A 13459-nucleotide genomic window follows, 5' to 3' on the forward strand; every position below is an offset into this window, starting at 1 on the left:
CTGTGAATGAGTTTCTGACAACCTCATTCTGGCACACTGATGCCGTAAGGGGCCGTCCACACCATCACCCCAGGGAGCAGTTGCGGCGCCGCGCTGCTAGCCACCAGTCGTCGTCAAACCAAAGCCGGTGGTTATGGGTCCTGGCTTTCGCCAGGACGACAGTGGTGTTTGCGGAAGCTGAGTGCCGGCCTTGAGCCTCACTCCCCCCCGATCGTCGTCAGATCCTGGAACCAGTGCTGGGCCTGGACGAACTGCTTGACCTTGGGCGACAGCGCATGCGGATTGGTGTCGTGCACCACCCACACCAGCGCGGCGTCGTCGACGATCAACGCGTGCGCCTGCGCCAGCAGCTCGTCCTGCTTGGTGCTGTCGAAGGTCTGCTTGGCCTCGTCGATCAGCGCGTCGACCTTCGGATTCTTGTAGCCGCCCCAGTTGACGCCGACCGGCGCGATCTGGCTCGAATGGAAGAAGCGGACGATGGCGTAGAGCGGGTCGGAGGTGACGTAGGCGATGTTGTTGGCGGTAATGCCGGCGTTCATCTCGTCGGCCGCGCCCTTGCGCCAGTGCGTATAGAGTGTCTCGAGCTCGACGACCTTGAAATCGATGTCAATGCCGATCTCCTTGAAGCTCTGCTGCAAGAATTCGTTCATCGGCAGCGACAGCATCTGGCCGGTGCCGCCCTGTGCGATGATGAAGGTGGCCTTCAACGGCTTCGCCTTGGAGTAGCCGGCTTCCTCGACCAGCTTCTTGGCGGCGGCGACATCGTATTTCAGCTCGAAACTCGGCTTGCCGAACCAGGGGCTCGACGGATCGACCTGTCCCTTGGCGGGTTTTGCAAGCCCATTCATCAGGCCCACCACGGCTTCACGATCGACCGCAAGGTTCAGCGCCTTGCGCAGGCGGATGTCGGTCCAGGGCGAACCCGGCAGCACGCTCAGATGATAATTCCAGACATGCGGCGTGACGTTGTCGACGAGCTTCATGCCGGCAGCTTTGAGCTGCGGCACGGCATCCGGGGCCGGCGTTTCGATCAGATCGACTTGCCCGGCGAGCAGCGCATTGGTGCGCGTCAGCGCTTCCGGCATCGGCACCAGCACGAGCTTGTCGACCTTTGGAATGCGCTTCTTGTTCCAATAATCCGGATTCTTCGTGAGCTCGGCGAGCTCGCGCGGCACCAGTTTGGTCAATTTGAACGGGCCAGTCCCCGAAGGCTGGCTCGCGAACTTGTCCCAATCCTTGCCGAGCTTTTCGTATTGCGTGGGGCTCGACACCAGGAACCACAACATCTGATAGGGAAAGAAGGAATCGACCGTCTTGGTGGTGATCTCCACTGTGGAGTCGTCGATCTTGGCGTAGCTCGCGACCGAAGGCAGGCGGGTCTTGACCTGGGCGCTCTGGCGCTTGTCGAATTGCGGTGCCTTGTCGTTGAGCACCTTGTCCAGATTCCAGATCACGGCATCGGCGTTGAACTCGCTGCCGTCGTGAAACTTCACGCCCTTGCGCAAGGTGAAGCGCCATTTGGTCTTGTTCTCGTCATCGACCTTCCACTCGGTGGCCAGTCCCGGCACCAGCTTTCCTGGGCGGTCGGCGACGTCCATCTCCCACGCGACGAGCGGATCGTAGATGGTGTAGGCCGTGAACTGATAGGCGCCAGCGCCGCGATCGGGCTGGCCGGTGGTCAGCGGGATGTCCGCCATCGAGATGCCGTAGCGCAGCACCGTTTCGGCGCCCGCCGGAAGCGCGGACAACGCCAGTGCAAGCACGGCGAAACAGGTCGATAGTCGGATACGCATAGGTCAAAGCTCCAAGGAAGACTTCAAGGACAATCGGAGCCAAACCTGCAATCTTGATGCCAGAATAGGCAGTGCGTTGCCCTCGCCGACGTGCGATCACAAGGACTTGTCGTCGCAGGGGCAATTTGCAGAAAAAGTTTCCCCATTGGCATAGCCATTGCATACGTTTGCATCAAAATTAGTCATCGAAGCCGGAAAAAGGATTGAGGCAATGCTGATCAACAAAAACAAGACCCGCGCGGCGCTGATCGCATTGCTGGCGCTCAGTAGCGCAGCTGCGTGGCCGCGCGCGGCCGGTGCCGAAACCGTGCTGCGCATCGCCATGACTGCTGCCGATATTCCGCGCACGCTGGGCCAGCCCGATCAGGGCTTTGAGGGCAACCGCTTCACCGGCCTCACCATGTACGACGCGCTCACCGGCTGGGACCTGTCCTCGGCCGACAAGGCCAGCGTGGTGATCCCCGGCCTTGCCACCGAGTGGAAGGTCGACGATGCCGACAAGACCAAATGGACTTTCAAGCTGCGGCCGGGCGTCACCTTCCATGACGGCTCGCCGTTCAATGCAGACGCCGTGGTGTGGAATGTCGAGAAGGTGCTGAAGCAGGATGCGCCGCAATTCGATCCGAGCCAGGTCGGCGTCACGGCCTCGCGCATGCCGACGCTGGCGTCCGCGAAGAAGATCGACGACATGACGGTCGAGCTCACCACCAAGGAGCCCGACAGCTTCCTGCCGATCAACCTCACCAACCTCTTCATGGCGAGCCCGGCGAAATGGCAGCACTTCTACGACAAGGCGGAGGGCGCTGACGCCAAGGCGAAGTCGCAGGCGGCCTGGACCGCGTTCGCCAAGGATGCAGCCGGCACCGGTCCCTGGAAGATGGCCGCGTTCACCCCGCGCGAGCGGCTCGAGCTGGTCAAGAATGCGAGCTACTGGAACAAGGACCGCGTGCCCAAGGTCGACAAGATGGTGCTCCTGCCGATGCCGGAAGCAAATGCGCGCACCGCAGCGCTGCTTTCCGGCCAGGTCGATTGGGTCGAAGCCCCGGCGCCGGACGCGTTGCCTGAATTGAAGCAGCGCGGCTTCAAGCTCTACGCCAACGAGCAGCCGCATGTCTGGCCGTGGCAGTTCTCGCGCGTCGAGGGCTCGCCCTGGAACGACATCCGCGTCCGCAAGGCCGCGAACCTCTGCGTCGATCGCGAAGGCCTCAAGGACGGCCTGCTCGCGGGGCTGATGGTGCCGGCGACCGGCACCTTCGAGGTCGGCCATCCCTGGCGCGGCAAGCCGACCTTCGAGATCAAGTACGACAAGGCGGCTGCGCAGAAGCTGATGCAGGAGGCAGGCTTCGGCCCGAACAAGAAGCTGACGGTGAAGACCCAGACCTCGGCGTCCGGCTCGGGCCAGATGCAGCCGCTGCCGATGAACGAATATCTGCAGCAGGCGCTGGCCGAATGCTATTTTGACGTGCAGCTCGACGTCATCGAATGGAATACGCTGTTCACCAATTGGCGCCGCGGTGCCAAGGATCCCAGCGCCAACGGCTCGAACGCGACCAACGTCACCTACGCGGCGATGGATCCGTTCTTCGCACTGGTGCGCTTCCTGCAATCGGGCATGGCCCCGCCGGTCTCGAACAATTGGGGTTTCATCAACAACCCCAAGTTCGACGAGCTCGTGAAGAAGGCACGGCAGACCTTCGATCCCGCCGCGCGTGACGCCGCGCTCGCCGAACTGCACGCGGCCTCCGTGGACGACGCGGCCTTCCTCTACGTCGCCCACGACGTCGGTCCCCGCGCCATCAGCCCGAAGGTGACAGGCGTCGTGCAGCCGAAGAGCTGGTTCATCGACTTCTCGCTGGTGTCAATGCAATAGTTCGCGCCGCATACGCAGTGCACCCTCTCCCCTTGCGGGAGAGGGTGGCTTCGCCTTAGCGAAGCCGGGTGAGGGGTCTGTCTCCGCGAAAGCGGACCTCTCAACTGACGCAGTATCATTCGCGGAAACAACCCCTCATCCGGCGCTTCGCGCCACCTTCTCCCACAAGGGGAGAAGGGAAGAAAAGAAACAACGTGCTCGCCTATATCGCCAGACGCATCGTCTACGTCGTCCCGATCGTCATCAGCGTCGCGCTGGTGTGTTTTCTGCTCGTGCACATCACGCCGGGCGATCCGCTGGTGGCCGTGCTGCCGGCCGATGCCTCGCAGGAGCTCGCCGCCCAGCTCCGCACCGCCTACGGTTTCGATCGCCCGTTGCCGGTGCAGTTCGGGCTTTGGCTGCTCCGCGCGCTTCATGGCGATCTCGGCAATTCCATCGCCACGGGCCGCCCGGTGCTCGCCGAAGTCATGCGCGCGGTCAGCAACACCGTCACGCTGGCGATTGCGGCGGCCATCATCGGCTTTACTATGGGCGTCCTGCTCGGCCTGATCGCCGGCTATTTCCGCGAAACCTGGATCGACAAGCTGGCGACATCCTTTGCCATCGCCGGCGTTTCGGTGCCGCATTATTGGCTCGGCATGGTGCTCGTCATCATCTTCTCGGTCCAGTTGAATTGGCTGCCCGCCGTCGGCGCCGGATCCGGCGGCTCCGCCGCCTGGGCCTGGGACTGGGCGCATTTGCAATATCTCGTGCTGCCGGCGATCACGACCTCGGTGATCCCGATGGGCATCGTCACCCGCACGGTGCGCGCGCTGACCGGCGACATTCTCAGCCAGGACTTCGTCGAGGCGCTGCGTGCAAAAGGCCTGCATGAGCGCGGCGTGTTCCGTCACGTCATCAAGAACGCCGCGCCCACCGCGCTCGCGGTGATGGGACTTCAGCTTGGTTACATGCTTGGCGGCTCGATCCTGATCGAGACCGTGTTCTCCTGGCCGGGCTCGGGCTTCCTGCTCAACTCGGCGATCTTCCAGCGCGACCTGCCGCTGCTCCAGGGCACGATCCTGATCCTGGCGCTGTTCTTCGTCTTCCTCAATCTGCTGGTCGACATCGCGCAAGCCGCGATCGACCCGCGCATCAAGCGGGGCTAGCGATGAGCGAGGCTGGAACCGTGAAAAAGGTGCGCTCCCTCCCCCGCCTGCGGGGGAGGGTTGGGGAGAGGGTGTCTCCTCAATCGAGAACCCCCAAGAGGAAAGAACCCTCACCCGGCGCTGCGCGCCGACCTCTCCCGCACGCGGGAGAGGTGCTCCGCCGTCTTGATGGGCATCGAATTCGGCGATGCTTAACGGAGGCTCGCTGATGACCGAGCTTCCGTTGTCCGTCGCCAGCGATGCGGCGCTTCAGTCCGCGCCCGCGACCAAGGCGCGCGGCTATTGGGCGACCGTCGGCCGCCGTATCCGGCGCGACAAGGTCAGCATGGTCTGCGCACTGGTGCTGCTGCTGATCTTCCTGTCCGCGATCGTTGCGCCGTGGCTCGGTCTGGAAGATCCCTACAAGGGCTCGATGATCCGCCGCCTTCGGCACATCGGCACATCAGGCTACCCGCTCGGCACCGACGAGCTCGGCCGCGACATGCTGGCGCGGCTGATCTATGGCGGGCGGCTGTCGCTTCTCATCGGCATCTTGCCGGTGATCCTCGCCTTTTGCATCGGCACGTCGCTCGGCCTCGTTGCCGGCTATGTCGGCGGCAAGCTCAATACCGCGATCATGCGCACGATCGACGTGTTCTACGCCTTTCCGTCCGTGCTGCTGGCGATCGCGATCTCCGGCGCGCTGGGCGCGGGCATCCTCAATTCCATCGTGTCGTTGACCGTCGTGTTCGTGCCGCAGATCACCCGCGTCGCCGAAAGCGTCACGACCGGCGTGCGCAACATGGACTTCGTCGATGCCGCGCGCGCCTCGGGTGCGGGACCGTTCACCATCATGCGCGTTCATATCCTCGGCAATGTGCTCGGTTCGATCTTCGTCTACGCGACCAGCCTGATCTCGGTCTCGATGATCCTTGCGGCAGGCCTGTCCTTCCTTGGACTCGGCACCAAGCCGCCGGAGCCGGAATGGGGCCTGATGTTGAATACCCTGCGGACCGCGATCTACGTCAACCCCTGGGTCGCCGCGCTCCCCGGGGCGATGATCTTCGCGGTCTCGATCTGCTTCAACCTGCTCTCGGACGGCCTGCGCAGCGCCATGGACATCAGGAACTAGCCATGAGCGAAACCAACGCCTCCGTCGCGATGCTGGAACCGGTCGAGGACCGCGGCGGCGTCGCGCAGCCGCTGCTTCAGGTCAACGGCCTGACCAAGCATTTCCCGGTTCGTGGCGGCTTGTTTGCCGCAAAGCGTACCGTGCGTGCGGTCGACAATGTCTCGTTCACCGTCGCAAAGGGCGAGACCGTCGGCATCGTCGGCGAGTCCGGTTGCGGCAAGTCGACCACCGCGCGGCTGCTCATGCATCTGATGCCGCGCGATACCGGCGACATCATTTATGACGGCATGAGCGTCGGCCAGTCGCTCTCCTTGCGCGAGTTGCGCCGCGGCATGCAGATGGTGTTCCAGGATTCCTACGCCTCGCTCAATCCGCGCCTGACCATCGAGGAATCGATCGCCTTCGGTCCGAAGGTGCATGGCATGGCCGACGGCGCCGCGCGCGCGCTGGCGCGCGAGCTGCTGGGCAAGGTGGGCCTGGTTCCCGCAAACTTCGCCAACCGCTACCCCCACGAGATCTCCGGCGGCCAGCGCCAGCGCGTCAATATCGCGCGGGCGCTGGCGCTGTCGCCGCGTCTGGTGATTCTGGACGAAGCCGTCTCTGCGCTCGACAAATCGGTCGAGGCGCAGGTGCTCAATCTGCTTGCCGATCTCAAGCGCGAGTTCGGCCTGACCTATCTCTTCATCAGTCACGATCTCAACGTCGTGCGCTATATCAGCGATCGTGTGCTGGTGATGTATCTCGGCGAGGTCGTCGAGCTCGGCCCGGTCGACCAGGTCTGGGACCAGCCGGCACATCCCTATACGCGCGCACTCCTTGCTGCGATGCCGTCCTCGGATCCGGACCGTCGCACCGAGACGCCGCCGATCACGGGCGATCCGCCCAATCCGATCGATCCGCCCTCGGGCTGCCGCTTCCACACCCGTTGTCCGTTTGCGGAGCCGCTCTGCGCAAATGCGACACCAAAACTCACCGCGCTCGATAGAATGGGCCACGAGGCCGCGTGCTACATGGCGATCCCGGGGTCAGGCCATAGCCGCGCGCCGAAGGAGGAAACCGCATGACGAGACCGACGACAAAAGAGATCAAGGCGACGGCACAGGTCGCCGGCGTTCCCGTCGACGACGAGATCGCGGCGCGCATCTCCAATTCCATCGGATCAGCCTTCGAGGGCTTTGCGGCCATTGCCGGCACGTTGCCGTTCGATCTCGAGCCCGCGCTCTATCCGATCGTGCAGACTGCGAAGCTCTCGAAATGAGCACCGAGCCCGCATTGATGACGCTCACCGAGGTCGCGCGCGCGATCGCGATGAAGCAGGTGTCCTCGCATGAGGTGACGCGCGCGCTGTTGCATCGCATCGCGCAGTGGCAGCCGCATCTCAACGCCTTCATGTCGATCGAGGCAGAGGCGGCGCTGAAGGCGGCCGAAGCCGCCGACGCCGAACTCGCCAAGGGCGAAGTCCGCGGTCCGTTGCACGGGGTGCCGCTCGCGCACAAGGACATGTACTACGACGCAGGCCACATCGCGACCTGCGGCTCGCTGATCCGCCGCGATTTCGTTCCGACAGTGACCTCCACCGCCTTGCAGCGGCTGAAGGATGCGGGCCAGGTTCGCCTCGGCACGTTGCATCTCGCCGAATTCGCCTATGGCCCGACCGGCCATAACGCCCATTACGGTCCGGTGCGCAATCCCTGGAACGTCGCGCATATCACTGGCGGCTCGTCGTCCGGCTCCGGCTCGGCGGTCGCGGCGCGATTGACCTATGCCGCGCTCGGCTCCGACACCGGCGGCTCGATCCGCATGCCCGCGCATTTCTGCGGGGTCACGGGACTGAAAACCACCGTTGGCCGGGTCAGCCGCGCCGGCGCGATGCCGCTGTCGCAGTCGCTCGACACAGTCGGCCCGCTCGCCCGCACCGCTGAGGATTGCGCGCTGCTGCTGGCGCTGATGGCCGGCCCCGATCCTGAGGATTCGACCTGCAGTCATGAGCCGCTGTCTGACTATGTCGGCGCGACCAAGGGCTCGTTGAAGGGCCTCAAGGTCGGGGTCCCCTCGTCCTTCTATGTCGACGATCTCGACGGCGAGGTCGCGCGCGTGCTGGACGAGACCATTGCGGTGCTCAAGCGCGAAGGCGCCGACATCGTCACGGTCGAGCTGCCCGATCAGCGGCAATTGTCCTCGGCAAGCCAGCTCGTGCTTGCAGCCGAAGCCGCCGCCTTCCACAAGCGCTGGATGATCGAGCGGCCGCAGAATTATGGTCCGCAGGTGTTGATGCGGCTCCAGAACGGGCTCGCGGTTCCCGCCATCACCTATCTCGAGGCGATGCGCTGGCGCGGGCCGGCACTTGCCGCGCACAATGCAGCAACGGCTGGCGTCGACGCGATCATCGCACCGGCGTCCCCGGTGCCGGCGCCGACGATCGAGGAGAGCGACGTCGGCGGCGGGCCGAATGCGCCGGCGCTGTTGCAGCGGCTGACGCTGTTCACCCGTCCGGTGAATTACCTAGGCCTGCCGTCGCTCACGGTGCCCTCGGGCTTCACCAAAAGCGGCCTTCCGATCGGCATGCAGCTGATCGGCCGATCCTTCGATGAAGCGACGCTGCTCACCATCGGCGCCGCATTCCAGCGCGCCACCGACTACCACGACAGGCTGCCGAAACTTTCGTCATGACAAAGCTCGTCGAGATCTCAGGCCTCAACATCCGCTTCACCGGCGAGCGCACGGTCTATGCCGTGAACGATCTCAGCCTCTCGCTCGGCGACGGCGAGGTGCTGGGCCTGCTCGGAGAGTCCGGCTCGGGCAAGAGCGTGACCTTGCGTGCGCTGATGCGCCTGTTGCCGAAGAAGCGCACGCAGATCACGGGCAAGGTCAACGTCATGGGCCGCGACGTTCTCGCCATGAACGACGAGCAGCTGTCGTCGTTCCGCGGCCAGACCGTGTCGATGATCTTTCAGGAGCCGGCGCTCGCGCTCGATCCGGTCTACACCATCGGCGCGCAGATCGCCGAAAGCGTGGTGCGTCACGAAGGCAAGTCGTATGCGGAGGGCAGGGCGCGCGCACTCGAAATGCTCGAGGTCGTGCGCATTCCTTCCGCAAAACGCCGGCTCGATGCCTATCCGCATGAGATGTCCGGCGGCATGCGTCAGCGCGCGATGATCGCGCTGGCGCTCGCGTGTCGTCCCAAGATATTGCTCGCGGACGAGCCGACCACTGCGCTCGATGCCACCGTCCAGATCCAGATCCTGCTGCTGTTGCGCGAGCTGCAGCGCGAGTTCGGCATGTCCGTCATCTTCGTCACCCACGACATCGGCGTCGCCATCGAGATCTGCGACCGGGTCGCGGTGATGTATGCCGGCCAGATCGTGGAGCAGGGCACGCTTCGCGACATCGTCCGCTCGCCGGTGCATCCCTATGCCAAGGGCCTGCTCGCCTCGACCGTCCACGGGGCCAAGCGGGGACAGCGGCTCGAGACCATCCCCGGCACCCCGCCGTCGCTTGGCGAGAGGCCGCACAACTGCTCCTTTGCGCCCCGCTGCCCCGCTGCCCAGCCGCGCTGCCTGGAGCAGCTGCCAGGGAATGTGGAGGTCGGGCCGGGCCGGGCGGCCCGGTGCGTGCTGGCGGAGCCGGTCACCACGCTGTCGTGATACCTGGACCGCAAGCGGGGAACGGGGGAACAGCATTCAGACCTCGTTCATCCCGGTTCCGCTTCCATGGAACCGTTCATGGAGAGGGACCTCGCTTATGTACATTTCGAATGAAGGCTTGCTTGTCATCCTGTTCGTCGGCCTCGTCGCTGGTTGGCTGGCCGGCAAAGTGGTGCGCGGAACCGGGTTCGGCATCATCGGCGATATCGTGATCGGCATCGCCGGCGCGCTGGTGGCAAGCTTCCTGTTTCCGAAGCTCGGCATTCACATCGGCACCGGGCTGATATCGGAGATCATCTATTCCGCCATCGGCGCGGTCATCCTGCTGCTGGTGGTGCGGCTGGTCCGCGGCGGCGGCCGGTTCTAATGGCGCCCGGGTTCAATTGATCGAACTTTTGACCTCTCCCCGCCCGGGGAGAGGTGACATGTCTGCAAGAAAAAGCCGCAAGATCGTGAGATTCCGGACTTGCGTGCAAGGTCGGTCGGGGGTGATGTGGGCCATAGGGGTCCCGGGTGTTCGACTGCGTTGGGCGATGAGCGCAAACGCGATGTTAATCCGGGTCAATTACTCCTGAATTTGCCTTTGAAATCAGGGGCTTTGGCCCCTACCCGAAAGAGATCAGACTGATGGCAGCCGTTCCCGGCGTCCGCCGCTCAGAGCTCGGTGATGCGCTGCGCGCCTGTCGCACGGCGTTCGTCGGCGTCGGCTTGATGAGCTGCATGATCAACCTGCTCTATCTGACCGGGTCGATCTTCATGCTGGAGGTCTACGACCGGGTGCTGCCGAGCCGCAGCATTCCGACCCTGGTCGGCCTGATCGTCCTCGCCAGTTTCCTCTACATGGCGCAGGGCGTGCTGGACATGATCCGCAACCGGATCCTGGGCCGGGTCGGCACCGCCCTGGACGAAGCCTTGAACAAGCGGGTGTTCGACACCATCGTGCGCCTGCCGCTGCTGGTCGGCAGCCGCAACGAGGGGCTTCAGCCGCTGCGCGATCTCGACAATGTCCGCTCCTTCCTCGGCGGCATGGGCCCGAGCGCGTTCTTCGACCTGCCCTGGCTGCCGCTCTATCTCGCCATCTGCTTCGCCTTCCACGTCATGATCGGCGTCACCGCGCTGGTCGGCGCCGTCATCCTGGTCGGGCTGACGCTGGTCACCGAGTTCATGTCCCGCCAGCCGGCGCGCGAGGCGATGGGGCTTGCGGCCCAGCGCAACGATCTCGCCCAAGCCAGCCGCCGCAACGCCGAAGTCATGGTGTCGATGGGCATGGCCGGCCGGATGAACGCGCGCTGGAGCGAGGCCAACGAAAAATATCTCGACGGCAACCAGCGTGCGAGCGACGTCGCCGGCGGTCTCGGTGCGGTCGCAAAAGTGCTGCGCATGATGCTGCAATCGGCCGTGCTCGCGGTGGGCGCCTATCTCGTCATCCACCAGGAGGCGACCGCCGGCATCATCATCGCCGGCTCGATCCTCTCGGCCCGTGCGCTCGCGCCGGTCGACCTCGCGATCGCGCACTGGAAATCCTTTGTCGCGGCACGTCAGAGCTGGCACCGCCTGACCCGCCTATTGGAGCAGATGCCGGCGCAGACGATGCCGACCCAGCTGCAGGCGCCCACCAGCCGCCTCTCGGTCGAAGGCGTCGCCATGGTGCCGCCGGGCGACCAGCGCCTCATCGTGCAGGACATCACCTTCGCGCTCGAAGCCGGCAACGGCCTCGGCGTGATCGGACCGAGCGGCTCCGGCAAGTCGTCGCTGATCCGGGCGCTGGTCGGCGTCTGGCAGCCGGTCCGCGGCAAGGTGCGGCTCGACGGCGCGGCGCTCGACCAGTGGTCGTCGGACATGCTTGGCCGCCATATCGGCTATCTACCGCAGGACGTCGAATTGTTCGGCGGCACCATCGCGCAGAACATCAGCCGCTTCGATCCCGAGGCCACCTCCGATGGCATCATCGCCGCCGCCAAGGAAGCCGGCGTGCACGAGATGATCATCAAGATGCGCGAGGGCTACAACACCCAGGTCGGCGAGCAGGGCACGGCGCTCTCCGCGGGCCAGGCGCAGCGCGTGGCGCTGGCGCGCGCGCTCTATGGCAACCCGTTCCTGATCGTGCTCGACGAGCCGAATTCCAATCTCGACACCGAAGGCGACGAGGCGCTGACCCGCGCCATCCGCGCGGCGCGCGAGCGCGGCGCCATCGTCGTCGTGGTGGCGCACCGCCCGATCGGCGTGGAAGCGGTCGACCAGATCCTGGTGCTGCGCGACGGCCGCATGCAGGCCTTCGGGCCGAAGGAACAGGTGCTCGCCCAGGTGCTCCAGCCGCGTGTGACGCCGCCGGCGCCGATCAAGATCGTCAGCGAAGGCGGAGCCAAGGCATGAGCACGATGGCGCTCGGCGGCGCAAAGCCTGCCGCGAAGCGGACCGTACGGCAGTCGATCCGGTTCCACTTGATGCTCGGGCTTGGGATCGTGCTGGTCCTCCTGGTCGGCCTCGGCGGCTGGGCTTCGACGGTGCAGATTTCCGGCGCGCTGATCGCGCCGGGTCAGATCGTGGTCGAATCCAACGTCAAGAAGGTTCAGCATCCGACCGGCGGCGTTGTCGGCGAGGTGCGTGCCCGCGACGGCGACGTGGTCAAGGCCGGCGACATCGTGGTGCGGCTCGACGACACCGTCACCAAGGCCAACCTCGCCATCGTCACCAAGAATCTCGACGCCGCGCAGGCGCGTGCGGCGCGGCTCCAGGCCGAGCAGCGCGGGATCGACAGGATCGACTACCCGCAAGCGCTGCTCGATCGCGGCAACGATCCCGACGTCAAGGCGCTGCTCTCGGCCGAAACCAAGCTGTTCGACGTCCGCGTCAACGGGCGCGCCGGCCAGAAGGCGCAGCTGCGCGAGCGCATCCAGCAGCTCAACGAGGAGATCGAGGGCCTCTCCGCGCAGGAGCGGGCCAAGGACAGGGAAATCTCGCTGGTGCAGCAGGAGCTGATCGGTGTCCGCGATCTCTATGACAAACACCTGGTGCAGATCTCCCGTCTGACCACGCTCGAACGCGATAGTGCCCGCCTCAACGGCGAGCGCGCGCAATACATCGCCTCGCGCGCGCAGGCCAAGGGCAAGATCACCGAGACCGAGCTCCAGATCATCCAGGTCGACAAGGATATGGTCAGCGAGGTCTCCAAGGATCTGCGCGAGACCAACGACAAGATCGGCGAAATGATCGAGCGCAAGGTCGCCGCCGAGGACCAGCTTCGCCGCGTCGACATCCGCGCACCGCAGGACGGCATGGTGCTGCAATCGACCGTGCATACCGTTGGTGGCGTCATCACCGCCGGCGACGCCCTCATGCTGATCGTGCCGCAGGCCGACGATCTCCAGGTCGAGGCCAAGGTCAATCCGGTCGATATCGACAAGCTCCAGATTGGCCAGAAGACGCTGCTGCGCCTGTCCGCCTTCAACCAGCGCACCACCCCGGAGCTCAACGGCGTCGTCAGCCGCGTCTCGCCCGACGTCACCACCGATCAGCGCACCGGCCAGAGCTACTACACCATCCGCGTCTCGCTGTCCGCAGAAGAGGTCGCCAAGCTCGGAGACTCCAGGCTGATCCCCGGCATGCCGGCGGAAGCCTTCGTCCAGACCGGCGACCGCACCATGCTGTCCTATCTGATGAAGCCGCTGCACGACCAGTTCATGCGGGCGTTCCGGGAGAAGTGACGCGCGAAGGCGCATCCGCGCCTCCTTTCGTCATTGCGAGCGTAGCGAAGCAATCCAGGTTGCCTCCGCGGCGAGATTTCTGGATTGCTTCGCTACGCTCGCAATGACGGGCGGGGTGGGTGTTGGTTTTTTTTTATTGGTTTATGTGGTTTTATCGCCCCCCACCCCGCGGAGGACAAGTGCAAGACG

11 protein-coding genes are annotated in these 13459 nt (G+C 64.8%); 10 read left to right on the forward strand and 1 reads right to left on the reverse strand.

The window, feature by feature from the left end; translation table 11 throughout:
* Positions 1 to 197: 197 nt before the first annotated feature.
* Entirely contained in the window at positions 198 to 1793 is a 1596-nt protein-coding gene (locus AC0L2J_RS30480; protein WP_473395476.1) for an ABC transporter substrate-binding protein, read from the reverse strand.
* A gap of 211 nt (positions 1794 to 2004) precedes the next feature.
* Between AC0L2J_RS30480 and AC0L2J_RS30485 the strand changes: the two genes are divergently transcribed.
* From AC0L2J_RS30485 to AC0L2J_RS30530, 10 genes are all read left to right on the forward strand, one after another.
* Complete coding sequence (locus AC0L2J_RS30485; protein ID WP_063994596.1) at positions 2005 to 3663, forward strand: ABC transporter substrate-binding protein; 1659 nt, start codon at positions 2005 to 2007, stop codon at positions 3661 to 3663.
* Positions 3664 to 3857: 194 nt separating this feature from the next.
* Positions 3858 to 4811 carry an ABC transporter permease gene (locus AC0L2J_RS30490; RefSeq protein WP_007605172.1) on the forward strand — a complete coding sequence of 318 codons (954 nt, stop codon included), beginning with the start codon at positions 3858 to 3860 and terminating at the stop codon, positions 4809 to 4811.
* A 208-nt stretch (positions 4812 to 5019) separates the two neighbouring features.
* A complete protein-coding gene (locus tag AC0L2J_RS30495; protein ID WP_007605173.1) occupies positions 5020 to 5922 on the forward strand; it encodes an ABC transporter permease in 903 nt (300 codons plus the stop codon).
* A 2-nt stretch (positions 5923 to 5924) separates the two neighbouring features.
* Complete coding sequence (locus AC0L2J_RS30500) at positions 5925 to 6986, forward strand: ABC transporter ATP-binding protein (RefSeq protein ID WP_473395477.1); 1062 nt, start codon at positions 5925 to 5927, stop codon at positions 6984 to 6986.
* Positions 6983 to 7180, forward strand: coding sequence for a hypothetical protein (locus AC0L2J_RS30505; protein WP_063994598.1), 198 nt, complete (start codon positions 6983 to 6985; stop codon positions 7178 to 7180). The genes AC0L2J_RS30500 and AC0L2J_RS30505 overlap by 4 nt, the downstream gene beginning before the upstream one ends.
* Complete coding sequence (locus tag AC0L2J_RS30510; RefSeq protein WP_473395478.1) at positions 7177 to 8592, forward strand: amidase; 1416 nt, start codon at positions 7177 to 7179, stop codon at positions 8590 to 8592. The genes AC0L2J_RS30505 and AC0L2J_RS30510 overlap by 4 nt, the downstream gene beginning before the upstream one ends.
* A complete protein-coding gene (locus tag AC0L2J_RS30515; protein ID WP_473395479.1) occupies positions 8589 to 9566 on the forward strand; it encodes an ABC transporter ATP-binding protein in 978 nt (325 codons plus the stop codon). The genes AC0L2J_RS30510 and AC0L2J_RS30515 overlap by 4 nt, the downstream gene beginning before the upstream one ends.
* 97 nt (positions 9567 to 9663) lie before the next feature.
* Positions 9664 to 9933 (forward strand): GlsB/YeaQ/YmgE family stress response membrane protein, encoded by a 270-nt coding sequence (locus tag AC0L2J_RS30520; RefSeq protein WP_473395480.1) that lies wholly within the window; start codon positions 9664 to 9666, stop codon positions 9931 to 9933.
* A 260-nt stretch (positions 9934 to 10193) separates the two neighbouring features.
* Positions 10194 to 11939: a type I secretion system permease/ATPase gene (locus AC0L2J_RS30525; RefSeq protein WP_007605179.1), complete on the forward strand. Its 1746-nt coding sequence runs from the start codon at positions 10194 to 10196 to the stop codon at positions 11937 to 11939.
* The gene (locus AC0L2J_RS30530) at positions 11936 to 13270 is read left to right on the forward strand and encodes an HlyD family type I secretion periplasmic adaptor subunit (RefSeq protein ID WP_007605181.1); all 1335 of its coding nucleotides are present in this window, start codon (positions 11936 to 11938) and stop codon (positions 13268 to 13270) included. Before AC0L2J_RS30525 ends, AC0L2J_RS30530 begins: the two co-directional genes overlap by 4 nt.
* Positions 13271 to 13459: the final 189 nt, after the last annotated feature.

The sequence above is a fragment of the Bradyrhizobium sp. MV1.5 genome (genome assembly GCF_055807615.1).